The sequence below is a fragment of the Pantoea coffeiphila genome, from assembly GCF_016909495.1.
GTDB classification, from domain to species: Bacteria; Pseudomonadota; Gammaproteobacteria; order Enterobacterales; family Enterobacteriaceae; genus Erwinia; species Erwinia coffeiphila.
The window spans coordinates 320,174-344,684 of record NZ_JAFBFW010000005.1 but is presented as its reverse complement, the minus strand read 5'-3'; the positions used below and the strand labels follow the sequence as shown (position 1 = coordinate 344,684).

Here is a 24,511-nt window from a genome sequence, read left to right as displayed (position 1 = left end):
TCTCGATTCCGTATTTCGCTTCAGTTCTGTTTAAACCGGTGTCTTCAGCCCGAAAAAGTCGCGGGCAGTCACCACATCTTTAGCAATTTGCTCTTTCAGTGCATCGAGCGAGGCAAAGCGCTGCTCGTTGCGAATTTTTTTACGCAGCACCACATCAATATGGCGCCCGTATAGGTCGATTGTGACATCCAGCAGATGCACTTCCAGCTGCTGACGCAGCCCGGCCACGGTGGGTCGGGTGCCAATATTGGCAACGCCCGGCAGCGGACGCTCCCCAAGGCCCAGCACCTCAACGGCATACACCCCTTTTACCGGGGAAACGGTACGACGCAGCGGCAGGTTAGCGGTGGGGAAACCAATCGTCCGGCCCAGCGCATCGCCGTGGACCACGCGACCAGAAATGCTGAAGGGATGCCCCAGCAAAACGGCGGCCTGCGCCAGATCGTCGTCTGCCAGCGCCTGGCGTACCGCCGTGCTGCTGATGCGTTTGCCATTATCGCAAAATGTCTGGGTGCTGATGACATCGAAACCGTATTCGACGCCAGCCTTCTGTAATAACAGGAAATCGCCCTGGCGACCAGCGCCAAAGCGGAAATCATCACCGACGACAAGGAACTGCACGCCCAGCTTATCGACCAGCAGATCGGCAATAAAACTTTGCGCCGTGTGGGCAGCAAAACGCCTGTCGAAGCGCACGCACAGCACGTTATCAATGCCGGCTTGTTCAAGGTAACGAACTTTTTCACGCAGGCGGGTCAGCCGCGCCGGGGCACCGTCAGCCGCGAACAGCTCCAGCGGCTGGGGTTCAAACAGCATCACCATCACCGGCAGATTGCGCTGTCGCCCTTCTTCGCACAGGCGCGCCAGCAGCGCCTGGTGACCGCGGTGTACGCCATCGAAATTACCGATAGCCAGTACGCAGCCGCGATGCTGCTCTCTCAGGTTATGTATACCGCGGATAAACTTCATGGCTGGCTCAAATTTGTGGAAATCGGCGGATTATACCTTGTACAGCGATGAAGGTTAACCCGCGATTGCGGGCTTTCGCGCTTTCTTACTGCCATTTCATTCTGTATGGTACTCGCTGGCCATGGGATTATATTTTTTCTTGTGAATAAGCTGTATTCGCCAGGCTTATGCTGGTAGAATCTTGCGCCATCGAAACGTAACCAAGTGCCAATGTTTCATCGGCGCTTATTTGCACAAATCCATTGACAACCGAAGGCGAAAAGGGCATATTCCTCGGCCTTTGAATTGTCCTCATAGAACTATTTGGGAGTTGGACCTTGGCTAATATCAAATCAGCTAAGAAACGCGCCGTAACGTCTGAGAAGCGTCGTAAGCACAACGCTAGCCGTCGTTCAATGATGCGTACCTTTGTTAAGAAAGTATACGCAGCTATCGCTACTGGCGATAAAGCAGCTGCACAGGCTGCATTCAATGAAATGCAACCTATCGTGGACCGCCAGGCAGCTAAAGGCCTGATCCACAAAAACAAGGCTGCTCGTCATAAAGCAAACCTGGCTGCACAGATCGGCAACCTGGCGTAATGCCAGCTTGTTAATCCGTGTTAAAAAGACCGCCTAACGGCGGTTTTTTTATGTCCGTTAAACGGCAAACAGCGCGCTGAAATCCTTATTGCAGATCCGCTGCACCGCCGGATGCTGGATCATCCGTTCAGCAAAAATCACGTGGTACTCTTCAACCACCGCTTCCGGTCGTCCCAGTTCGACAATCCCCTCAGCGTAATAGCTCTCCTTGCCGTACAGCGTTGGCGCCACAAAAATGGCCCGATTCGCGGCACCAAAAGCCTTCATCAGCGCCGCATCATCGAATTCACCGAGAATGGTAACGTCCAGATTCTGCGACTGGAACCAGTTCAGCAGCCTGCGCCCCAGCATCGAACGCCTGCCGGGGACCAGCAAATTATGTGCGGTCAAACAGGCAGGAAACGCGCTATCGGGCAACACATCGTGGCACCAGAAACTGACGCCACATTCACCCAGCTTGATGGAAAACAGCCCCGCCTGCTGCGAGGAGTCAACCGGGCAGTCGGAGAGGATCATATCCAGCTTGTGCTCGCTGAGCTGCTCCAGCAGCAGCTCATGAGTGGATTCAAAACAGCGCAAATGGATAGGCTCCGCTTCCTGCACGGCAGTGGCCAGAATCTGGCTGACCAGCTTTTTGGATAGCGCATCGGCCACGCCAACGTCAAATAACAGGCTGGCTTCCTTGCGGTAGTTAACGATATCCAGCATTTCCTGGCTGAGGGTAAACATGCGGTCGGCGTAGCGGAACACCAGCTGTCCCAGCTCTGAGGGCACCAGTCCCCGCCCCTGCCGCTTGAACAGGCGGCCCTGTAGACGCTCTTCCAGCGCCTTCAGCTGGCCGGTAATGGTCTGTGGCGTGAGGTTGAGTACCTCAGCAGCTTTAACCACCGAGCCGGTTTTACAGACCTGCCAGAAGTAATAGAGGTGGTTAAAGTTCATCTGCGACATGTCATCCCTCGCGGTACCTTACTTCAGCTTAATCCGCAGCAGCAGATAGCCCACCACGGCGGAAACCACCGAGCCGGTCAGGATGCCCAGCTTCGCCAGAGTGACCATCTCTTCATGCTGGGCATCAAAGGCCAGTGAAGCGATAAAGATCGACATGGTAAAACCGATCCCGCACAGCACGCCGACGGCGGCAATGTCGACCATTTTAGTCCGCTCCGGCAGCGCGGCAATTTTCAGCTTCACGGACAGCCAGCAGATCAGCGTAATCCCCAACGGCTTGCCGATAAACAGGCCAAGGATAATCCCCAGCGGTACGGCAGAGAACAGGCCGTTAAGCGACACGCCGCTCAGCGACACCCCGGCATTGGCAAAGGCAAACAGTGGCAGAATAATCCAGCTGACCCACGGCTGTAATCCGTGCGCCAAATCGACCGACGGTGAAACGCCTTCCTTTTCCTTCAGCGGGATAAAGAAGCCGACAATGACCCCCGCCAGCGTGGCGTGAACGCCCGATTTCAGCACTGCAATCCACAGCACCATCCCGACCAGCAGATACAGTGACGTTTTACGCACGCCGCACAGATTAAGCAGTGCCAGCGCGACAATCGCAGCAGCAGCAATACCCAATGAGAGCAGCGAAAGGTCGCTGGTGTAGAAGAAGGCGATAATCACGATCGCACCGAGATCGTCAATGACCGCCAGCGCCATCAGGAACATTTTTAACTGTACCGGCACCCGACTCCCCAGCAGCGCGAGAATACCCAGCGCAAAGGCAATGTCCGTGGCGGTGGGGATCGCCCAGCCGTGGATCGCCAGTGGATCGTTATGGTTAAAGGCGGTGAAGATCAGGGCCGGAGCCAGCATTCCGCCCAGCGCGGCGATCAGCGGGAACATCGCCCGCTCGCGACTGTTTAGCGAGCCGGTGACCAGTTCACGCTTCACTTCCAGACCAATCAGCAGGAAGAACAGCGCCATCAGCGCATCATTGATCCACAGCAGCAGGTCTTTGTTGATGTCGAGTTCACCAAAACGGAACTGTACCGGCATCGCCAGCAGCGCCTGATATCCCTGTTGCGTCGCGCTATTGTTCGCCAGAAACATCGCAATGGCAGCGGCCACGATCAGGACCACACCGCCGGTGGCGTCATTGTTAAGCAGGCGCTTAAGAGCTGTTTTCATCGAAGATTCCATTAATTCGAGTGTGTGCGTGAAGAAGACCACAGCATACTCGTTTTAACTCTTCGTAAAAAACAGATTATAAATGGTTAACCGATCGGAATTTCCGAAGCATTGCTCTCCGCTGCCGTAGCCATGTGCCGATACGAAGCCGGGAAAATTCCCGTGAGCCGCCACAAACATGCCGGTGAAAACGGAAGCCGCATAAAGCAAATGGGCGATCTCTGCCGAGATCGCCCATTGAATACTGCGCTTAAGAGGTAAAGCAGATTAGCGAGTCAGATCGTCAAAGAACTTTTTCACGCCGTCAAAGAAACTCTTTGAACGCGGGCTGTTCTGATCGCCGCTCGGGCCACCAAAGCTCTCTTCCAGCTCGCGCAGCAGCGTTTTCTGCTTCTCATTCAGGCTGACCGGGGTTTCCACCACCACGCGGCACAGCAGGTCGCCCTGCGCGCCACCGCGTACGGATTTCACGCCTTTACCACGCATACGGAACAGCTTACCGGTCTGCGTTTCCGCAGGCACTTTCAGCTTCACGCGGCCATCAAGGGTCGGCACTTCAATCTCGCCGCCCAGGGCTGCCATCGCGAAGTTGATCGGCACTTCGCAGTACAGGTTGTTCTCTTCACGTTCGAAGATACGGTGTTTTTTCACCTGAACCTGAACGTACAGATCGCCAGACGGTGCGCCGTGCTCACCCGCTTCACCTTCGCCGCTCAGACGAATGCGATCGCCGGTATCCACACCCGCCGGAATTTTCACCGACAGCGTTTTTGATTTCTCTACACGACCGTGGCCGTGACAGGCGTTGCACGGATCTTTAATCACCGAACCGCGACCGTGACAGGTCGGACACGCCTGCTGAACGGTGAAGAAGCCCTGGCGCATCTGCACCTGGCCTGCACCATGACAGGTTGAACAGGTCTGCGGCTTGGTTCCCGCTTTCGCTCCGCTGCCGTGGCAAACTTCACACTCTTCCAGCGTTGGAATGCGGATCTCTTTGGTCACGCCGCGTACCGCTTCTTCCAGCGTCAGTTCCATGTTGTAGCGCAAATCAGCTCCACGAGCGGCGCGCTGCTGACGGCGTCCTCCGCCGAAGATATCGCCGAATACGTCGCCAAAGATATCGCTAAAATCTGCACCGCCACCGCCGAAACCACCACCGCCGCCGCCCATTCCGCCCTGTTCAAAGGCAGCATGGCCGTACTGATCGTAAGCCGCACGTTTCTGCGCATCGGTCAGAATTTCGTACGCTTCTTTGATCTCTTTGAATTTCTCTTCGGCTTCTTTATCGCCCTGGTTGCGGTCAGGGTGGAACTTCATCGCAAGACGTTTATAAGCCTTTTTGATTTCACGCTCTTCCGCAGATTTGGAAACGCCTAAAACCTCGTAATAGTCTTTCTTCGCCATTGTTATTGATCCTGCCCTTAACATGCGTGCACGGGCGGGGAGAAATCTCCACGCCCGTGCTGGTTAATACGATGCTCCATCAGGGGAGCATCATGCCCGCTCAAGGGCGATTATTTCTTGTCTTTAACTTCTTCGAATTCGGCGTCAACGACGTCGTCATCTTTCTTACCTTCGGCTGCTTCAGCTGCGCCGCCAGCGGCCTGCTGCTGCTGAGCAAATTCCATCAGCTTGCCGGAGACTTCCATCAGCGCCTGGATTTTCGCTTCAATCTCAGCTTTGTCTTCGCCTTTCAGCGCAGTATCCAGCTCGGCCAGAGCCGCTTCGATTGGCGCTTTCACGTCTGCTGGCAGTTGGTCACCGGCATCGGTCAGCTGCTTGCGGGTGCTGTGCGCAACCTGGTCACCCTGGTTACGGGTCTGCACCAGCTCTTCAAACTTGCGGTCAGATTCAGCGTTAGCTTCCGCATCGCGCACCATTTTTTCGATCTCTTCGTCGTTCAGACCGGAAGAGGCCTTGATGGTGATCTTCTGCTCTTTACCGCTGTTTTTGTCTTTAGCGGACACGTGCAGAATACCGTCGGCGTCGATGTCGAAGGTCACTTCGATCTGCGGCATGCCGCGCGGTGCTGACTGGATACCGTCAAGGTTGAACTGGCCCAGTGACTTGTTATCCGCAGCGCGTTTACGCTCACCCTGCACAACGTGGATGGTTACGGCAGACTGGTTGTCTTCTGCAGTAGAGAACACCTGGCTGTGCTTGGTTGGGATGGTGGTGTTCTTGGCGATCAGTGAAGTCATCACGCCGCCCATGGTTTCGATACCCAGCGACAGCGGGGTAACGTCCAGCAGCAGAACATCTTTCACTTCACCCGCCAGCACGCCACCCTGTACGGCTGCGCCCACGGCAACGGCTTCGTCCGGGTTAACGTCTTTACGCGGCTCTTTACCAAAGAACTCAGCCACTTTTGACTGCACCATTGGCATACGCGTCTGGCCACCAACGAGGATGACGTCGTTGATATCAGACACGGACAGGCCCGCATCCTGCAACGCAACTTTCAGCGGCTCGATAGAGCGAGCAACCAGGTCTTCTACCAGTGATTCCAGTTTTGCACGGGTCACTTTGATGTTCAGGTGCTTAGGACCGGTCGCATCCGCAGTGATATACGGCAGGTTGACGTCGGTCTGCTGTGCAGAAGACAGTTCGATTTTCGCTTTTTCAGCGGCTTCTTTCAGACGCTGCATCGCCAGCGGATCGTTGTGCAGATCGATACCTGAATCTTTCTTAAACTCAGCCACCAGGTAGTTGATCATGCGGCTATCGAAGTCTTCACCACCCAGGTGGGTATCACCGTTGGTTGCCAGAACTTCGAAGGTTTTTTCGCCGTCAACTTCATCGATTTCGATGATAGAGATATCGAATGTACCACCACCCAGGTCGTATACCGCGATAGTGCGGTTGCCCTGGCCTTTATCCAGACCGTAGGCCAGTGCGGCTGCGGTTGGTTCGTTGATGATACGTTTGACTTCCAGACCAGCGATACGGCCGGCATCTTTGGTTGCCTGACGCTGTGCATCGTTAAAGTAAGCCGGTACGGTAATAACCGCTTCAGTCACCGGCTCACCCAGATAATCTTCTGCTGTTTTTTTCATTTTTTTCAGCACTTCTGCAGAGATCTGCGGAGGTGCTACGCGCTGGCCTTTCACGTCCAGCCATGCGTCACCGTTGTCAGCGCCAACGATTTTGAACGGCATGATTTTAATATCACGCTGTACTTCTTCATCCTGGAAGCGACGGCCAATCAGGCGCTTAATCGCAAACAGGGTATTCTGCGGGTTAGTCACAGCCTGACGTTTAGCAGGCTGACCCACCAGCGTTTCGCCGTCCTGAGTGTAAGCAATGATGGATGGCGTGGTGCGATCGCCTTCCGCATTCTCCAGTACACGAGCCTTGCCGCCATCCATGATAGCTACACAAGAGTTAGTTGTACCCAGGTCAATACCAATAATCTTACCCATCTAAACGTCTCCCACTTAAATTCATTTCAAATCAGGTTATGAACCTTAAATGCGGGCATTTTTCACAGTTTCAACTGCTCATCCCGCTCTTTTTTCCAGGTCCGTAGCCTCGGATGCCAAATAAGATGGGGCCGCCAGGCGCCGCATCAAGGGGCAACAGCAAAAAAAATTCGTTTTTATTGAAAAAAAACGGACCGGCGCAGGCCAGTCCGGTTTAACCACGGTAAAAAAGCGGTTACTGCGCGTTCACCTGCTTTAACAGGACACGCTGCGCGGACTCCCGTTTGAGCCATAAACCCACCAGTACACCGACACCGGCCAGCCCCAGCACGTAATAAGCCGGTGCCATCGGCGTCAGCTTCATCATCAGCGTGACCATGATCGGCGTCAGCCCACCGAAAATGGCATACGAGAGATTGTAAGAGAAGGAGATACCGGTAAAACGGACCGCGGGCGGAAAGGCCGACACCATCACGAAAGGCACCACGCCCACAACGCCAACGCACAGACCGGCCAGCGCATAGGCGCTGAACAGCCAGGCCGGATACTCGGCGGCAACGGTAAAGAACGTCCAGCTGGCCACCGCCAGCAACAGGCTGCCGACGATCAGCGTGGTTGCTGCACCAACGCGATCGACCAACGCGCCGGAAATAATGCAGCCGAAAATCAGCATTATCGTCGCCAGGCTATTGGCCTGTAAGGTCAGTGCTGCGGGCAGGCCGTGGAGCTTTTGCAGCAGCACGGGTGCCATTAAAAGAACCACCACAATGCAGGCTGAGAGCAGCCACGTCAGCAGCATGGACACCACCACGCTCTGGCGGTGGCTGGCAATCACCGTTTTCAGCGGCAGCTCATCCGATAAGGTTTTGCGCTGCTGCATTTGGGTAAATACCGGCGTTTCATGCAGCCAGCGGCGCAGGTACATCGCCAGCAGGCCAAAGGCACCACCGAGCAGGAATGGAATACGCCAGCCGTGCTCAGCAATAGCCTGCGGGGTCATGCTGGTATTAATCAATGTGGCAACCAGCGAACCCAGCAGAATGCCAAAGGTCAGCCCGGCGGTCAGCGTGCCGCAGGCAAAACCCACGCGCTTTTGCGGCACGTGTTCGGCCACAAACACCCAGGCACCGGGAACCTCACCACCAATAGCTGCCCCCTGCAGCACGCGCATTAACAGCAGCAGAACAGGTGCAGCGATGCCCAGCGTCGCGTAGGTGGGCAGAAGCCCCATCGCCAGCGTTGGCAGTGCCATCAACAGAATACTCAGGCTGAACATTTTCTTGCGCCCTTTGCTGTCGCCAAAGTGGGCCATAATCAGGCCGCCCAGCGGACGCGCAAGATAGCCGGCAGCAAAAATAGCAAAGGTTTGCAGCTGGCGTAGCCATTCCGGAATATCGGCGGGGAAAAACAGTTCGCCGATTACCGCTGCAAAAAAGACGAAGATAATAAAGTCGTAGAACTCCAGCGCGCCACCGAGCGCGGCGAGCACCAGGGTTTTGTAATCCTGTCGGTTCAGAGGTCGAGCTTGTTCTTGATCCATGATTCTTCGAGTAAATCCATAGTCAGAGAGAAGAAAAATAATTCACCTTGTAAAGCTATGCTTACTATAACGGCAATTATCTTCTACACCAGACAGCACTGGATCTTATACCTGAGAATCCTGTTTTTTAGCTGTTTGTCTCGCGCCGGGCGCTTTTTGGCCTAAATGCTGCTACTACCTGTGGATTGGTCTCTATATAAGGCCCGTCCAGCAGTTGAACACAGTAAGGCACGCTGGCAAAAATACCGTGCACAACCGTCTTGCCCTGCTCATCCTTCAGCCCTTCCAGCGTCTCTTTGATCGATTTCGGCTGGCCGGGCAGATTAATCACCAGCGACTGTTTGCGAATCACACCAACCTGACGGGAAAGAATCGCGGTAGGAACAAAATTCAGGCTGATTTGACGCATTTGTTCGCCAAACCCGGGCATCTCGCGATCGGCAATCGCGAGTGTGGCATCGGGCGTCACGTCGCGGCGAGCAGGCCCGGTGCCACCGGTGGTCAGCACCAGATGACAAAACAGTTCATCGACCAGCTCACAAATTGCCTGCTCAATCATCGGCTGCTCATCGGGGACCAGCCGCTTCTCAATTTTGAACGGCGTGGATAGCGCTTCAGAAAGCCAGGCTTCCAGCGCGGGCAGCCCCAGATCCTGATAGATGCCGTTTGCCGCGCGATCGGATACTGAAATCAATCCTATGCGTAGTGTATTCATTGCGTTATCACCATTCAGACCGACTGAAATCAATGAGGTCGGTGTTTGTAAGTTTATCTTCGCTAAATAATACACTGAATCATGATAAACCTAAAAAAAAATCAGATCTGAATTTCACACTATTTATTTTTAACAACATAAAAATACATCAAATTACAAAACGGAAAAATATAAATAATCAATTAACACCAATCTATAATAATGAAAATTCGATAATCGCTTTTTTTGCGTAAAACAAATAACAACATTAACTAACATGGATGCTCATGTTAATTTCAGGAGGTGTGACTTTATATAACCACACTGACTTAGTGAACACCCAGGTACTTTTCATTATTATGAATCAGTTAAAAAATACATTCCCCCAAAAAGGAATAACTCATCAATCAGGAACGAAAAATGAATAAGATCATTACGATTAGTTCGGCCGTGTCCTTAACGGTATTTAGTTACACATCTTTAGCTTCAACAAACGTATCCGGTGGAACCATCAACTTTACTGGAGCGGTAACAGACTCGACCTGTACGATTAATGGTAATAATCCAGCTTCGCTCTCGGTTGCACTTAATCCCATTACCACCGAGCAGGCAGGGACAGCAGAGGGGCTGATTGATACAGAGAAGAAAGCATTCTCTCTGGACTTCTCTAACTGTTCATCCGCACAAAGCGCCGCTGCGGGTGGGACACAACCCGCACCCACATTGAAAATTCAGTTCTCATCATCTAATACGATTTCTAATGATGGTAAATACCTTATCAACCAGGAAAATGGCCCTAATGGGCAGGCAAATAATGTTGGCATCGCCATTGTATTACAAGATTCAGAAACTCAACCCATAATGCTAAACCAGGCACTGGATACAAAACTGGCAGGTAACACATCAAAACCCGACACGCTAAATTTTTACGCAAAATATTATAAAGTTGATACTAAACCAGCCCAGGCCGGAACGGTCAGAACGATGGTGACTTACAGCGTTTCATACCTGTAATTCCGGACTTTAATAAACTGAGCGATTGTATCATGAGAAAGTTTTTACTGGCTACAGTATTAATCCCTTTCGTTTCTCACGCAAACGTTATTATTAGTGCGACACGTGAGATTTATCCATCTGATAGCAAAGAGATCTCAGTGCAATTGCTCAATAACGGTTCTGAACCCTCTCTGGTACAGGCGTGGATTGATGACGGAGATCCAAACTCGACTCCGGAGACAGCAAACGTGCCGTTTTTACTCATGCCTCCCGTTGTTAAGGTTTCAGGTCACAGCGGTCAACAGCTTAAAGTAAAATATATCGGCGGTAATCAGGCTAAGGATCGCGAATCTGTTTTTTATTTAAATGTTCTGGACATTCCGCCTGAGCCGGAAAATCTTCGTGGAAGAAGCGTTATGCAACTAGCGATAAAATCACGAATAAAATTCTTTTTCCGACCCACAGGACTAAAAATTCCTGTCAGTGACATGGTTAAAAAAATCAGTATCTATAACAAAGGAGACCAGTTAAACATCGATAATACAACGCCTTATTACCTGACGCTCTCTGCAATCACTCCCGCTTCATCAAAAAAAAATTTACTAAGTGAAGGATTAATGATCTCTCCGTTTTCTCAGAAATCGATTGCCATTAACATCGCATTACGAGCGGGAGATCGAATTTCAGTTGTTTATATCAATGACTATGGCGCAAACATAAGCACTGAAAAAGAAATAAAATAATGAATCGCCGATTAATCAATAAAAATGAAATATTATTTTTAATCCTGCTCATTCAGCACACTGCTTACGGATTATCCTTTAATACTAATTTTCTTCAGGGTAAAGCTAAAAACTCCGATCTATCACAGTTTTATAAAGAGGGTGACGTTCCACCGGGAGCATACGACGTTGACATTTACGTTAACAATGAATGGAAGGGAAATTATAAAAGCAAAATTTTCAGCAGTAATAATGACATTCGCATCAGCAAAACAGATTTCGATCGTTTAGGGATTAAGGAGCCCTGGCAGGATAAGAAAAAGAAACCCGGGGAACTGGTGAATATATACAAACTTCCGAACGGTATAAAAAGCAGTTTCGACTCTGGACAGCTGCGCGTCAATCTTATCGTTCCTCAGGAATCGCTTAACACCAAATGGGAAGGATACGTTGATCCTAAATTCTGGCAGCAGGGCATCCCGGGCTATCTTTTGTCCTATCAGGCGAATTACTATCACGCTGCTTCGCATAATCAAAAAAGTGAAGACAGCGCATATATCTCATTAAACAGTGGTTTTAATCTGCTCGGTTGGCAGCTGCGTGATAACAGCGTTTACAACTATTCCTCTGCGGGTAAGTCCCAGTGGAAGAACAACACACGCTACATACAGCGAAACTTTAGTAGCATCGATTCCCAGATGCGCCTGGGAGATAGCTATACCACCTCAGATCTCTTTGATTCCTATAGATTTCGTGGCGTCAGTTTGGGCACCGATATCCGTATGTTTCCAGACTCGCTACAGGGCTTTGCTCCTGTCGTTCACGGCGTAGCCCAAACCAATGCGTTGGTTAAAATCATTCAAAATGGTGTATCTATCTATCAGCAAAGTGTCTCTCCGGGCCCTTTTGCGATAAACGATATCCTGCCAACGGGTTCCGGCGGTGATTTACATGTTGAAGTCGATGAAGCAGATGGGCGAATACAGCGCTTTATCGTCCCCTACTCTTCAGTCCCCGATATGTTAAAACCGGGAGTCAACGTCTACAACCTCACTATGGGTCAAGTGCGTATTCCTGGGATTGGATCGCACCCGGATTTCCTTCAGGGAACCTGGCGTCGAGGTATTTCAAACCTCTTTACCCTTTATACCGGTGGTATTGGCAGCAATCACTATCACTCCGCCCTGATTGGCACAGGGTTAAACCTGCCTTTTGGCGCTATTTCCCTGGATGCCACCTGGGCCAGCCAGGACGCCACCCGACATCAGCCCAAAAACACCGGCCAGAGTTATCGACTGGCTTTCAGTAAATTCATTGCCAGTTCAGGAACCAATATTGCCGTTGCTGCTTATCGTTATTCCACCGGAGGATTTCTAACCCTGGAGGATGCCGTGCAAAGAGAAAGTAACGATAGCAAAAATACGGATTACAGTACGATAAATCAGAAGAACAGCCTCAACTTTAATATTAATCAGAATCTCGGCGGCGCAGCAGGTTCCTTCTTCTTTTCGGGAACGATAAGAAACTATTGGGGAAACAGAAAACCAAGTAAAGAGTATCAGATTGGTTATTCAAACACCTTCCATGATATCACTTACAATACGTCGTTCAGCCGAACACGGGATAATAAATATCGAGAAGAGATGCGCTACTATGCCGGGCTATCTATTCCATTTAGCTTATTTGAAGCTCCCGTCTATTTGACAACCAACGCCACAATGGATGGGAAAAATTATACTAACAGCGATCTTGGTATCAGCGGCACCGCCGGAAAAAGCAACCAATGGAATTATAATCTTGATATGGCGAATAATCATGGTGGTGGCACCACGGTGAATACTAACGCCAGCTATCGCGCTAACGCTTCAACACTGAATGCCTCATACAGCCAGTCCTCCTCCTTTCACCAGGCCGGAGTGGGTATGACGGGGAGTCTGGTAGCGTGGCGGGGAGGCTTGCTCTTTGCTAACCAGATGGGGGATACCTACGCCATCGTTGATGCGCCTGGGGTAGCCAACGCAACGGTAAACAGCGATGCCACCATTATGACAAACAGCCAGGGGAAGGCCTTAATTCCCTATATATCCCCCTACCGTAAAAATGCTTTAACCCTCGATACCACGAATCCTGGCGATGGTGCTCAACTGGTCGGAAATCGCAAAGACATCGTGCCTTATTCCGGATCGATTAATTACGTTAAATTTGAAACCGACCAGAGAAAAACGTTTATTTTCCGTGCGGTAGAAGGTAGCAATACACCATTACCTTTTGGAACCAGCGTCACAAATAGTCGAGGTGATGAACTGGGATACGTTGGCCAGGGAAGCATTATTTTCATCCGCAGCAATCAGCTACCCGCACAGGTCATTGTGCATCTGAGCAGCAGTAGCGATCGTACCTGCACGGTTAGCCATCCGGGTACGGAGCTATCCGGGAATATTAATCATTGTCTGTAATCAACAGTGAGAATCCGCATGCATAATATTATCCGTTCCCCGGCAGGCAGAGTAAGGATAATGTTTTTCACTCTGCTGTTTCTGTTTATCTCACTGCCAATAAAATCCCGGGCTAACTGTATACAAAAATCACCCGTTACGGCGATGCCGATCTACTACGATGCCAGTGATGCATTGAACTTTAGCGGTTTTTCTTCTTTCTCAGAAACAACACTTTATCCAGGTACTTTCACCTGTACGATGCCGGCATGGGGAATTATAGGCGGCAAGAACTCGGTTGATAACTCTTCACCTTATACGCAACAAACGATTTATCTTAAGTTCCCTGGTGATGCCTATGTCAGCCTGGATATCAGCAATCTGTCTCCGCAAGAAAATCATCCTAATGTCGGGACAAATAAAGGATCGGATATTGACGCTAATTTTACTATTACCCTTAAATTAATGAAAACCGTACCAACCAAAAACGTCATGGTGGTCAATAATGATATTGCCAGAATAAACCCGGTTGTTATTGCTCAGGACAGCACCGGATTAACGGTTCTGCAAAACATTGCCCGCATGATCAGTGACTTCGCCTATTTTGTTTTCAACTGGACGTGGCCGACTCATAACTACGACATATACTACAAACCACTGATGATCCGATTCGTTAAGCGCGTTACCACCTGCAGTTTTGATGATGATAATAAGACCATCGTGATGAATGACATCAACATGTCCTCCCTGATTGCAGGCGAAAATGCCAAAAAGTTATTTACGCTTAATTTTAGCTGTGCCGGACAGGTTTACGGCGCAACATCGAGGGCGATGAGTGCCTATCTGAGCAGCACCAATATTTTACCCACCGATAACAGCACGCTGATTTCTCCCGATCCCGGCAGCGCCACCGGTGTAGGCATTCGCATTCAGAAAGTCACCAGTGCAACGCCGATAAAATTCAGCGCGTCACCAACGGACATCGGTGATGCGACGCCACTATTTGCTTATGCCGCTCAGGAGCAGGTTCCAACGAAATTAACGATACCGATGTTTGCCTGGTACTACGTTTACAACAGACGACAGCTGAGCAGTGGGCCCGTTCGCACAACGGCGATGGTCAATTTTGTCTATGACTGAAGAGAATAAGACGGCGGCCCGAACGGGCCACCGTAAGAACTAGCGGGAATTACAGCAGGTCAGCAATCATCTTATCGAGTTTGCCCTGGTCTACGGCAAAGTTACGGATGCCTTCAGCCAGTTTCTGAACCGCCATTGGGTCCTGGTTGTGCTGCCACAGGAACTCAGACTCGGTCATTTTCGCCGGACGTGCTTTCACTTCACCGGTGTAAGACAGTTTGCGCTCGATGCTGCCTTCGGTCTCAGCCAGCTCTTTCAGCAGGCCCGGAGAGATGGTCAGACGGTCGCAGCCGGCCAGTTCAATGATTTCACCTACGTTACGGAAGCTTGCGCCCATCACCACGGTTTCGTAACCGTGCTGCTTGTAGTATTCGTAGATTTCAGTCACGGAGATCACGCCTGGATCTTCAGCCGGCGCGTACTCTTTCTTATCGGTGTTAGCTTTGTACCAGTCGAGGATACGGCCAACGAATGGCGAGATCAGGTACACGCCAGCTTCAGCACAGGCGCGCGCCTGAGCGAAGGAGAACAGCAGGGTCAGGTTACAGTTGATGCCTTCTTTTTCCAGCTGCTCGGCGGCACGGATGCCCTGCCAGGTCGAAGCCAGTTTGATCAGGATGCGGTCGTTGCTGATGCCGGCATCGTTGTACAGTTTGATCAGGCTACGCGCTTTCGCGATGCTGCCTTCGGTGTCGTAAGACAGACGTGCATCCACTTCGGTAGAGATACGACCCGGAACCAGCTTAAGGATTTCCAGACCGATGTTGACGGCCAGTTTGTCCGCGGCAAAAGAAACCTGCGCTTCTTTGTCGCTGCTCTGCTCGCGCGCCCAGGTAACGGCTTCATCGATAAGCTTGCGGTATTCTGGGATCTGGGCAGCGCTGAGGATCAGAGAAGGGTTAGTGGTTGCATCCTGCGGTTTGTAGAGTTTCATCGCAGCGATGTCGCCGGTATCGGCAACAACGGTAGTGATCTGACGCAGGGAGGATAATTTGTCCGTCATAGTTGTCATTCTCATCAAGGTTGAAACAAGGTTGATTTGTCAGGGTGTTGAAAATGTCTGCCCCGGATGATAGCACGCGTACCCCGCCATGCAACAACCATAAAACCCTGTGCCACAGGGGGATAAAACCTCAACACAAACGGGCTTTTTCCGTTTCTTTACGATGAATCAGCAGATCCACCAATGACAGCGATTTGTCCTCTATTAACGCTTTTTTGCTACAGTATGCACTGGCAATTTTTCGCGATGCACAAGGACCCCCGATCATGTTGATGGTAATTTCCCCCGCAAAAACGCTGGACTATGAAAGCCCGCTGGCGACCAAACGTTTTACCCAGCCCGCGCTGCTGGAGGAGTCACAGAAACTGATCGCCGTTGCGCGTCAGCTTTCCCCGGCGCAGATTGGCTCACTGATGCATATCAGCGACAAGCTGGCGGTGCTGAACGCGGAGCGCTTCAATGACTGGCAGCCGGAATTCACCCCGGAAAATGCGCGCCAGGCCATTCTGGCGTTTAAAGGCGATGTGTACACCGGCCTGCAGGCGGAAAGCTTTAGCGAAGATGACTTTGACTATGCCCAGCAGCACCTGCGCATGCTCTCCGGCCTGTATGGCCTGCTGCGCCCGCTGGACTTAATGATGCCCTATCGTCTTGAGATGGGGATTAAGCTGGAAAACCCGGCGGGCAAAGACCTCTACAGCTTCTGGGGCGACCGGCTGACCCTGGCGCTGAACGATGCACTGGCTGCGCAGGGCGATGATGTGCTGGTGAACCTCGCTTCCGACGAGTACTTCAAATCTGTAAAACCTAAGCAGCTGAACGGCGAGATTATCAAGCCGGTGTTCCTCGATGAGAAGAACGGCAAGTTCAAAGTCATCAGCTTCTACGCCAAGAAAGCGCGCGGCCTGATGAGCCGCTACATTATTCAGAACCGCCTGACGAAGCCCGAGCAGCTGAAAAAGTTTGATGTTGACGGATACGTTTACGATGCCGACGGCAGCAAGGGGAATGAGCTGGTGTTTAAGCGGCGGGAAGTGGCCTGAAAAAAGAAACGGAGTGGGCGATACCCCCTCCGTTTTGTCGCTGATTAACCGACTGTGAGCGGCTAATCAGCGAGATAGCTAAGGGCGAAGCTTTTCTGCCCCGGCACAAATTACTTCTTCAGCAGGAATTCACGCAGATCGGCAAATTCGGCCTTCATCTTATGCGACAGCAGCGGCAGATCGGCACGTTCGGCTAATGCTTCTGGCAGAGGAATTTTGCGGTCGAGGATCGCTTCCACGCTTTCGATAAACTTCGCCGGATGCGCGGTGCCGAGGAACAGACCAAACTCCCCTTCCTGCAGCTGATCGCGCAGCAGACGGTAGGCAATCGCCGCGTGAGGTTCTGAGATATAGCCAAGGTCGGCCAGCTCGCGCATAGTCTCTTTGGTAGTTTCATCACTCACCGCACCAAAGCCCAGATCCTGCAAACGCCAGGTTTTACGGCGGAAGATCTCTTCCACGCGCGGCCAGTTGTTTGGCTGCGACACATCCATCGCGTTAGACAGCGTGGCAACGGTGGTGTTTGGCGTCCACTGACCGTCGGCCAGGAAGCGCGGCACGGTATCGTTGGCATTGGTAGCGGCGATAAAACGCTTCACCGGCAGGCCCAGTGATTTGGCCAGCAGACCCGCGGTCAGGTCGCCAAAGTTACCGCTTGGCACCGAAATCACCAGCTGATTGCGTTTTTCCTGCGGCAGCTGGGCAACGGCTTCGAAGTAGTAGCAGATCTGCGCCAGAAGGCGGCTGATGTTGATCGAGTTAGCCGAGTTCAGGCCAATCGCCTTTTTCAGCTCTTCATCGTCAAAGGCCTGCTTAACCAGCGCCTGACAGGCATCAAAGTCACCGTCGATAGCGATAGTCTGGATGTTGCCACCCAGGGTACAGAACAGTTTTTCCTGCAGCGGGCTGATTTTACCCTGCGGATACAGGATCACCACGCGCACGTTTTCCATGCCGTAGAAAGCATGAGCCACTGCGGCACCGGTATCACCCGAAGTCGCGGTCAGAATGGTGATCTTCTCATCTGCATCGCTGACGTGGGAAAGCATCTGCGCCATAAAGCGGCCGCCAAAGTCCTTAAAAGCCAGCGTCGGACCGTGGAACAGTTCCAGAGACGCGATATCGTCAGTCACGCTGGCAACCGGCGCCGGGAAGGTAAAGGCGGTTTTCAGACGCGCCAGCAGCTGTTCTTTTGGAATTTCATCGCCGATAAACGCCGACAGGATCTTGCTGCTGCGAGTGACGAAGTCCTCCTCCAGCAGTGCATCAATATCGGTCAGTTCGAATTCCGGTAATTCCAGCGGAAAGAACAGGCCCTGCTGTGAACCCAGCCCCTGCTTCACCGCCTGGGCGAAGCTAACCTGCTCGTTGTGATCCTTAAGATTGTACAGTTTCATGCGTTATCCCAGTTTACGTGCGCCTGCCGTATCTAAACGACAAATATGAACGAAGCCTTCATCATTTTGCAGATAGTTCTGGCGAAGCCAGTCCGCCATCCGCTGTGCCGTATCCAGCTGATTGCATACGGCAAACAGCGTCGGCCCTGAACCCGAAATACCGCAGGCCAGCGCGCCGATATCGGCTGCGGCCTCGCGCGCGTCGGCAAAACCGGGCAGCAGTCGGGTACGGTAAGGTTCAGCAATCACGTCCTGCATCAGCTTCGCGGCCAGTTCTGGCTGCTGCGTATGGCAGGCATGAATAAAGCCGCCGAGGTAGCGGCCGTGGCGAATAATATCCTCTTTGCGATACTGCGCGGGTAAAATCGCGCGCGCCTCGGCGGTAGAGACTTTGATCCCCGGATACGCCATCACCCACAGCCAGTCATCAAAGCCTGGCACGGACTGACTGATAATGCCGTTTTCTTCCAGCATCAGCTGCATGCCGCCGAGGAAGCACGGCGCAACGTTATCGTAGTGCACGCTGCCGGAAATACGCCCTTCCAGCTCGCCCATCAGCGCCAGCAGTTCGGTATCATTCAGCGGCTTGCCGCAGAACTCGTTCATCGCCATCAAACCGGCCACCACCGAGCAGGCGCTGGAACCGAGGCCGGAGCCAATCGGCATATTTTTTTCCAGCGTCATGGCCACCGGCACGCGCTTACCGATGGCTTCACAGAAGCGATCCCAGCACTGATAAACAATATTTTCTTTCGGATCGGCGGGCAGTTTGCTGACGAAACTGCCTTCATTGCGCAGGCTGAACTCGTCAGCCGCTTCCACGCTGACGCAGTCGCCCAGCAGCGTACCGTCAATCGGCGATACCGCCGCCCCCAGCACGTCGAAGCCGACGCTGACGTTGCCAATTGAGGCAGGGGCATGAATCTTAACCATGTTTAAACTCCCAACTTCCACGACAGAGTGCGTAACAGATCGGCAAACACGCCCGCCGCGGTCACATCATTACCGGCACCGTAACCACGCAGCACCAGCGGAATTGGCTGATAGTAACGGCTGTAGAAGGCCAGCGCGTTTTCGCCGTTTTTCACTTTAAACAGAGGATCGTTACCGTCCACGGCATCAATCTTCACTTTACAGACGCCGCCCTCTTCAATCGCACCGACGAAGCGCAGGACTTTACCCGCGTCACGCGCGCTGGCAACCCTGGCGGCAAACGCATCATCCAGTTCCGGCAGACGCGCCATAAAAGTATCGACATCGGCAATGGCGGTAAACTCTTCCGGCAGCACCGCTTCGATCTCAATATCATCCAGCTCCAGCTGATAGCCCGCTTCACGCGCAAGGATCAACAGCTTACGCGCCACGTCCATCCCGGAAAGATCGTCGCGCGGGTCCGGCTCGGTAAAGCCCATCTCACGTGCCATATTCGTGGCCGCAGAGAGCGATACGCCTTCGTCCAGCTTACCAAAAATAAACGACAGCGAGCCGGAGAGAATACCGGAGAAGCGAATCAGTTCGTCACCGGCGTTCAGCAGATTTTGCAGGTTCTCGATCACCGGCAGACCGGCACCGACGTTGGTATCGTACAGGAACTTACGGCGTGATTTCGCCGCTGCCGCACGCATCTGCTGGTAATAGCTATACGACGAGGTATTGGCCTTTTTGTTCGGCGTCACCACATGGAAGCCATCGGCCAGGAAATCAGCGTAGCGATCGGCAACCTGCTGGCTCGACGTACAGTCAACGATCACCGGGTTCAGCAGGTGATATTCCTTCACCAGGCGCTTCAGCCTGTCCAGATCGAACGGCTCTTTTGCCGTCTGCAGCTGCTCCTGCCAGTTTTCCAGCGGAATACCGTGAACGTTAGTCAGCAGCGCCCGGGAATTAGCAATACCGCAAACGCGCAGATCGATATGTTTGTTCTTCAGCCAGGCCTGCTGGCGATTAATCTGATCGATTAACGCACCGCCGACACCGCCGCTACCGATCACGAACACCTCAATCACCTGATCGGTGGCGAACAGCATCTGGTGCACTACGCGCACGCCGGTGGTCGCTTCATCATTACTGACCACGGCGGAGATAGAGCGCTCGGAAGAACCCTGAGCGATAGCAACGATATTGATGTTGGCACGCGCCAGCGCGGAGAAGAACTTGGCCGAGATGCCGCGCAGCGTGCGCATGCCGTCGCCGACCACGGAGATCACCGCCAGCTGCTCCATCACATCCAGCGGCTCCAGCAGGCCGTCCTTCAGCTCCAGATAAAATTCGTCTTCCAGCACTTTACGGGCCCGCGACAGCTCGCTCTGAGATACGCAGAAGCTGATGCTGTATTCCGATGATGACTGAGTGATCAACACCACTGAGATACCGCTGCGGGACATGGTGGCGAATACGCGCGCCGCCATGCCAACCATGCCTTTCATTCCCGGGCCGGAAATGTTGAACATCGCCATATTGTTCAGGTTGGTGATGCCTTTTACCGGCGTGTCATCATCGCTGGCACTGTCACCGATTAACGTACCTGGAGCCTGTGGGTTGGCGGTATTTTTTATCAGGCAGGGGATCTGGAACTGGGCGATAGGAGCGATAGTGCGAGGATGGAGAACTTTAGCGCCGAAGTAGGAAAGCTCCATGGCTTCCTGATACGACATTGACTTAAGCAGCCTTGCATCCGGGACCTGACGCGGGTCGCAGGTATAGACGCCGTCAACATCAGTCCAGATCTCGCAGCAGTCGGCACGCAGACAGGCGGCCAGCACCGCAGCAGAATAGTCAGAACCGTTACGGCCCAGCACCACCAGTTCGCCGCGCTCGTTACCGGCGGTGAAACCGGCCATCAGCACCATATTGCTGGCCGGGATTTTACTGGCAGCGATGCGGCGGGTCGATTCCGCAATATCCACGGTTGATTCCAGATAGTGACCAATCGCCAGCAGATTCTCTACCGGATTGATCACGCTGACGCCGTAGCCGCGCGCCTGGAGCAGCCCTTCCATAATGGCAATTGAGAGTTTTTCACCGCGGCAGATGATGGCAGCATTAACGCTGTCCGGGCACTGTCCCAGCAGGCTAATCCCGTGCAGAACTTGCTTAAGCTGGGTGAACTCCTGATCGACCACGCTCTTCAGGCGGTCAAAATCGAAGCCCGGCTGGGCATCAGCCAGTCCCTGCAACAGCTCAGCAAAAATACGTTCGGCATCGCTGAGATTCGGCGCGGCATCCTGGCCACCGATGGTTTTTTCAATCATCGCCACCAGATGATTGGTAATTTTTGCTGGCGCGGACAATACGGTAGCAACCTGTCCCTGCTTTGCATTGCTTTCCAGAATGTCAGCCACACGCAGAAATCTTTCCGCATTGGCTACCGAGGTTCCACCGAATTTCAGCACTCGCATGTTCAAACTCTCCTGAATTTTCACCAAAAAAAAGCCCGCACTGTTCAGGTGCGGGCTTTTTTCTATTTTACTCTTTATGCGTCAGCCCGCACCGTTACCTGTGGTAATGGTGGTGGTAATAATGATTGTGGTAATCAGGCTGTTTTTACGCATTTTAGATTTATCGTCTGTCTGTCTGTAAAATCTGTCGGCCTTCAGAAGTAAAGCAATTGCCCCACTAAGTCAATTTTTTTATCGCCTGCGCCTTATCGGCCCGGCGACGTCAGTTGAGACAAATTTAGCCTGATGCCGATCTGTTCTGTTATCCCTGCGATGGATGGCAGTAAATCACGCCATCAATTCGGCATTAGCCAGCGTTTTTATCTGCCAGCTTTTTTTCCACGTCGTGAAGTAAACGGTGCAGCATTGCCGTATCTCGCTGCTGTAGCAGACCCAGCCGCTGCTGTAGCCAGTCCGCCAGTTTAACGTCACCCGCTACGTCCAGTTTCTCCAACAGCAGCTGCGCACGCTGGCGAAGTGCAGCAAGCTGGGGAACCTCTGCCGCAGGCTCGGCGGCAGCACTGACCTGGCGCAGCGCAGATAGCTGGTAACAGTAGACCATCACCGCCTGGCCCAGATTCAGCGACGGATAGTCCCCGGCCATCGGGACCCCGGTCAGCAGATCGACCAGCTCCAGTTCCTCATTGGTCAGGCCGCTATCCTCACGGCCAAATACCAGTGCGGCGCTGCCAATCCATTGCTGCTTTTCTTCCAGTACGGTTTGTACCTGCTGTGGCGTGGCGTAGTAACGAAACTTTGCACGACTGCGGGCCGTGGTGGCAATGCTGAAATCGATATCCTCAAGCGCGGCGGCCAGCGAATCCCAGTGCGTGGCATTATCGAGGATCTCGCAGGCTCCGTGGGCAACCCGTCTGGCGGCATCATCAAGATGGACATCGCTACTGACAATACGTAACTCACTAAATCCCATGGTTTTCATCGCACGCGCAGCGGCACCGACGTTTTCAGGACGAGCAGGAGAAACAAGAATAAGAGGGAAACGCATAACCGCCTTTACTATTAACAAAACCAGAGCGGGTACTTTGCCATGCCGAAGGCACAAATGACAGACGCTGATATTTAACAACTCGCCAACAGCCGAGTGGTAGCAATTTAAAAGAGAAGAATCTGATGTTACACTAGCATTCTGTTGAATAAGCAATAAAAACCTGATGTTACGTAAATAAAATCAGTTTTATCAATTAAGTAACAATTGTTAAATGTATAGTAAACGTTAGATTAACCTCTCATCCTTAATCGTTAGCATTTGGCTCTGTTTGTGAGCTAAGCTGGCATTCTGGGAAGAGTTTTTCACAAAACTGTTAACGTGCTACAATTGGTTTGATATAAGTCAACTAAGCGTTACTTTATTGCTTAATGGTTGTTGCCAGTGCTGTTATGTTGCCGTTATTGCAGTTAGGATGTATGCCGTATTTGCACTGCCGGGGCATTCAGACGCCACCCGTTTGGCTACGCTGACCATGTTGTTGACAGTAACTAAGGTGTATCAAGAAAATTATTCTGTACTGCTGTTCTTTTATCGCTGATTTTTCACATCAGCCTCGCGACGGCGGTATGTCCTGTTCCAGTTTTGTTGGCAATTTTAGGTAGCGAACACATGCAGACCCCGCACATACTTATCGTTGAAGACGAATTAGTCACTCGTAATACACTCAAAAGTATTTTTGAAGCCGAAGGCTACATGGTTTATGAAGCTACGGATGGTGCCGAAATGCACCAGATCCTGACGGAAAACGACGTCAATCTGGTCATTATGGACATCAATCTGCCCGGTAAAAATGGCCTGTTGCTGGCTCGTGAACTGCGTGAGCAGGCCAATGTCGCCCTGATGTTCCTGACCGGGCGCGACAACGAAGTTGACAAGATTCTCGGTCTTGAAATCGGCGCAGATGATTACATCACCAAGCCGTTTAACCCGCGCGAACTGACCATCCGTGCCCGTAACCTGCTGTCGCGCACCATGAATCTGGCCGCGGTAAGCGAAGAGCGTAAACTGGTAGAATGCTACCGCTTCAACGGTTGGGAGCTGGATATTAACAGCCGCTCTCTGATCAACCCGCAGGGCGAGCAGTACAAGCTACCGCGCAGCGAGTTCCGTGCGATGCTGCACTTCTGCGAAAATCCGGGAAAAATTCAAACCCGTGCTGACCTGCTGAAAAAAATGACAGGCCGCGAACTGAAACCGCACGATCGCACTGTTGATGTCACCATTCGCCGAATTCGTAAACATTTCGAATCAATTCCTGATACACCTGAGATTATCGCCACTATTCATGGTGAAGGTTATCGCTTCTGTGGCGATCTAGAAGATTAACGGAAATCGTATTAAGTATTCATGGGCCGAATTTATTCGGCCCATTTTTTTATCTAAAAATCATGCGGTTCCGCAGATCACTTTCCTCCCCACGGAATAATTGGCACGGCGCTGAGTGCATTTTTTGGCGAACCATCAACAACCTTATCGGAATAACTCAGATAGATTAAAGCATTACGATTTTTGTCATAGAAACGGACAACCTGCAGCTTTTTAAATACCAGCGAAGTACGCTTGCGGAAAACCACTTCTCCGTTTGATTTCCCCTGCATGATTTTATCGGAAAGCGTAACAGGGCCAACCTGCTGACAGGAAATTGCCGAGTCCGACGTATCCTCGGCAAGCCCCAGCCCACCCTTGATGCCGCCAGTTTTTGCGCGGCTCAGATAGCAGGTCACATTCTTCACATCCGGATCATCAAATGCCTCTACGACAATTTTATGATCGGGGCCAAATAGTTTGAAAACCGTGTCAACAGAGCCAATCTCTTCAGCCTGTAGAGAGAATGAAACCAGCGCGACTGAAGCGACTATTAACAATTTTTTAATTGTCATGACGTTACCATTTCAAAGAAAATAGCCGACATTGTAAGTCATCTTGGGTGACATACATAGCTCACCGCTACTCACGCGAACTATTCAATGAGCAATTGATTTAGCACATTCTT

21 protein-coding genes and 1 other annotated feature are annotated in these 24,511 nt (G+C 52.0%); of the genes, 7 read left to right on the top strand and 14 right to left on the bottom strand.

Annotated elements, in window-relative coordinates; translation table 11 throughout:
- Positions 1 to 30: 30 nt before the first annotated feature.
- Complete coding sequence (ribF, locus tag JOE09_RS17865; RefSeq protein ID WP_205066688.1) at positions 31 to 969, bottom strand: bifunctional riboflavin kinase/FAD synthetase; 939 nt, start codon at positions 967 to 969, stop codon at positions 31 to 33.
- Positions 970 to 1,286: 317 nt separating this feature from the next.
- On the opposite strand from ribF, the gene rpsT reads away from it, so the two are divergent.
- On the top strand, positions 1,287 to 1,550 hold the full coding sequence (rpsT, locus tag JOE09_RS17860) for a 30S ribosomal protein S20 (RefSeq protein WP_123336463.1): 264 nt from the start codon (positions 1,287 to 1,289) through the stop codon (positions 1,548 to 1,550).
- A 57-nt stretch (positions 1,551 to 1,607) separates the two neighbouring features.
- Here rpsT and nhaR read toward each other — a convergent pair whose 3' ends face one another.
- From nhaR to mog, 6 genes are all read right to left on the bottom strand, one after another.
- On the bottom strand, positions 1,608 to 2,498 hold the full coding sequence (gene nhaR, locus JOE09_RS17855) for a transcriptional activator NhaR (protein WP_205066687.1): 891 nt from the start codon (positions 2,496 to 2,498) through the stop codon (positions 1,608 to 1,610).
- 18 nt (positions 2,499 to 2,516) lie between these two features.
- Positions 2,517 to 3,677 (bottom strand): Na+/H+ antiporter NhaA, encoded by a 1,161-nt coding sequence (gene nhaA / locus JOE09_RS17850; protein ID WP_205066686.1) that lies wholly within the window; start codon positions 3,675 to 3,677, stop codon positions 2,517 to 2,519.
- Between the two features lie 267 nt (positions 3,678 to 3,944).
- On the bottom strand, positions 3,945 to 5,084 hold the full coding sequence (gene dnaJ, locus JOE09_RS17845) for a molecular chaperone DnaJ (protein WP_105594776.1): 1,140 nt from the start codon (positions 5,082 to 5,084) through the stop codon (positions 3,945 to 3,947).
- Positions 5,085 to 5,194: 110 nt separating this feature from the next.
- The gene (gene dnaK, locus JOE09_RS17840; protein ID WP_205066685.1) at positions 5,195 to 7,102 is read right to left on the bottom strand and encodes a molecular chaperone DnaK; all 1,908 of its coding nucleotides are present in this window, start codon (positions 7,100 to 7,102) and stop codon (positions 5,195 to 5,197) included.
- A 235-nt stretch (positions 7,103 to 7,337) separates the two neighbouring features.
- Positions 7,338 to 8,642, bottom strand: a complete 1,305-nt coding sequence (locus JOE09_RS17835) for an MFS transporter (RefSeq protein ID WP_205066684.1) — start codon at positions 8,640 to 8,642, stop codon at positions 7,338 to 7,340.
- A gap of 127 nt (positions 8,643 to 8,769) precedes the next feature.
- Entirely contained in the window at positions 8,770 to 9,357 is a 588-nt protein-coding gene (mog, locus tag JOE09_RS17830) for a molybdopterin adenylyltransferase (RefSeq protein ID WP_205066683.1), read from the bottom strand.
- A gap of 399 nt (positions 9,358 to 9,756) precedes the next feature.
- Here mog and JOE09_RS17825 point away from each other — a divergent pair, with 399 nt between their 5' ends.
- The 4 genes from JOE09_RS17825 to JOE09_RS17810 are packed head-to-tail and all read left to right on the top strand — an operon-like array spanning position 9,757 to position 14,629.
- A complete protein-coding gene (locus tag JOE09_RS17825) occupies positions 9,757 to 10,350 on the top strand; it encodes a fimbrial protein (RefSeq protein WP_205066682.1) in 594 nt (197 codons plus the stop codon).
- Positions 10,351 to 10,382: 32 nt separating this feature from the next.
- On the top strand, positions 10,383 to 11,075 hold the full coding sequence (locus tag JOE09_RS17820) for a fimbrial biogenesis chaperone (protein ID WP_205066681.1): 693 nt from the start codon (positions 10,383 to 10,385) through the stop codon (positions 11,073 to 11,075).
- Complete coding sequence (locus tag JOE09_RS17815) at positions 11,075 to 13,510, top strand: fimbria/pilus outer membrane usher protein (protein ID WP_205066680.1); 2,436 nt, start codon at positions 11,075 to 11,077, stop codon at positions 13,508 to 13,510. Before JOE09_RS17820 ends, JOE09_RS17815 begins: the two co-directional genes overlap by 1 nt.
- An 18-nt stretch (positions 13,511 to 13,528) precedes the next feature.
- Positions 13,529 to 14,629 (top strand): fimbrial protein, encoded by a 1,101-nt coding sequence (locus JOE09_RS17810; RefSeq protein ID WP_205066679.1) that lies wholly within the window; start codon positions 13,529 to 13,531, stop codon positions 14,627 to 14,629.
- Positions 14,630 to 14,678: 49 nt separating this feature from the next.
- Here the strand turns inward: JOE09_RS17810 and tal are convergent, their stop codons facing one another.
- Positions 14,679 to 15,632: a transaldolase gene (gene tal, locus JOE09_RS17805; RefSeq protein ID WP_105594784.1), complete on the bottom strand. Its 954-nt coding sequence runs from the start codon at positions 15,630 to 15,632 to the stop codon at positions 14,679 to 14,681.
- 266 nt (positions 15,633 to 15,898) lie between these two features.
- On the opposite strand from tal, the gene yaaA reads away from it, so the two are divergent.
- Positions 15,899 to 16,675 (top strand): peroxide stress protein YaaA, encoded by a 777-nt coding sequence (gene yaaA, locus JOE09_RS17800; protein WP_205066678.1) that lies wholly within the window; start codon positions 15,899 to 15,901, stop codon positions 16,673 to 16,675.
- Between the two features lie 110 nt (positions 16,676 to 16,785).
- On the opposite strand, the gene thrC is transcribed toward yaaA, so the two are convergent.
- From thrC to JOE09_RS17775, 5 genes are all read right to left on the bottom strand, one after another.
- Positions 16,786 to 18,072: a threonine synthase gene (gene thrC, locus JOE09_RS17795; RefSeq protein WP_205066677.1), complete on the bottom strand. Its 1,287-nt coding sequence runs from the start codon at positions 18,070 to 18,072 to the stop codon at positions 16,786 to 16,788.
- A 3-nt stretch (positions 18,073 to 18,075) separates the two neighbouring features.
- A complete protein-coding gene (gene thrB / locus JOE09_RS17790) occupies positions 18,076 to 19,005 on the bottom strand; it encodes a homoserine kinase (RefSeq protein WP_200545131.1) in 930 nt (309 codons plus the stop codon).
- A gap of 2 nt (positions 19,006 to 19,007) precedes the next feature.
- A complete protein-coding gene (thrA, locus tag JOE09_RS17785) occupies positions 19,008 to 21,470 on the bottom strand; it encodes a bifunctional aspartate kinase/homoserine dehydrogenase I (protein ID WP_205066676.1) in 2,463 nt (820 codons plus the stop codon).
- A 24-nt stretch (positions 21,471 to 21,494) separates the two neighbouring features.
- Positions 21,495 to 21,616: a sequence feature (Thr leader region), on the bottom strand.
- The gene (gene thrL, locus JOE09_RS17780) at positions 21,552 to 21,623 is read right to left on the bottom strand and encodes a thr operon leader peptide (RefSeq protein ID WP_105594825.1); all 72 of its coding nucleotides are present in this window, start codon (positions 21,621 to 21,623) and stop codon (positions 21,552 to 21,554) included. (Overlaps the previous feature by 65 nt.)
- A 193-nt stretch (positions 21,624 to 21,816) precedes the next feature.
- The gene (locus JOE09_RS17775; protein WP_205066675.1) at positions 21,817 to 22,515 is read right to left on the bottom strand and encodes a tRNA/rRNA methyltransferase; all 699 of its coding nucleotides are present in this window, start codon (positions 22,513 to 22,515) and stop codon (positions 21,817 to 21,819) included.
- A gap of 612 nt (positions 22,516 to 23,127) precedes the next feature.
- On the opposite strand from JOE09_RS17775, the gene arcA reads away from it, so the two are divergent.
- Positions 23,128 to 23,844: a two-component system response regulator ArcA gene (gene arcA / locus JOE09_RS17770; protein ID WP_105594790.1), complete on the top strand. Its 717-nt coding sequence runs from the start codon at positions 23,128 to 23,130 to the stop codon at positions 23,842 to 23,844.
- A gap of 77 nt (positions 23,845 to 23,921) precedes the next feature.
- On the opposite strand, the gene creA is transcribed toward arcA, so the two are convergent.
- Entirely contained in the window at positions 23,922 to 24,398 is a 477-nt protein-coding gene (gene creA, locus JOE09_RS17765; RefSeq protein WP_205066674.1) for a protein CreA, read from the bottom strand.
- Positions 24,399 to 24,511: the final 113 nt, after the last annotated feature.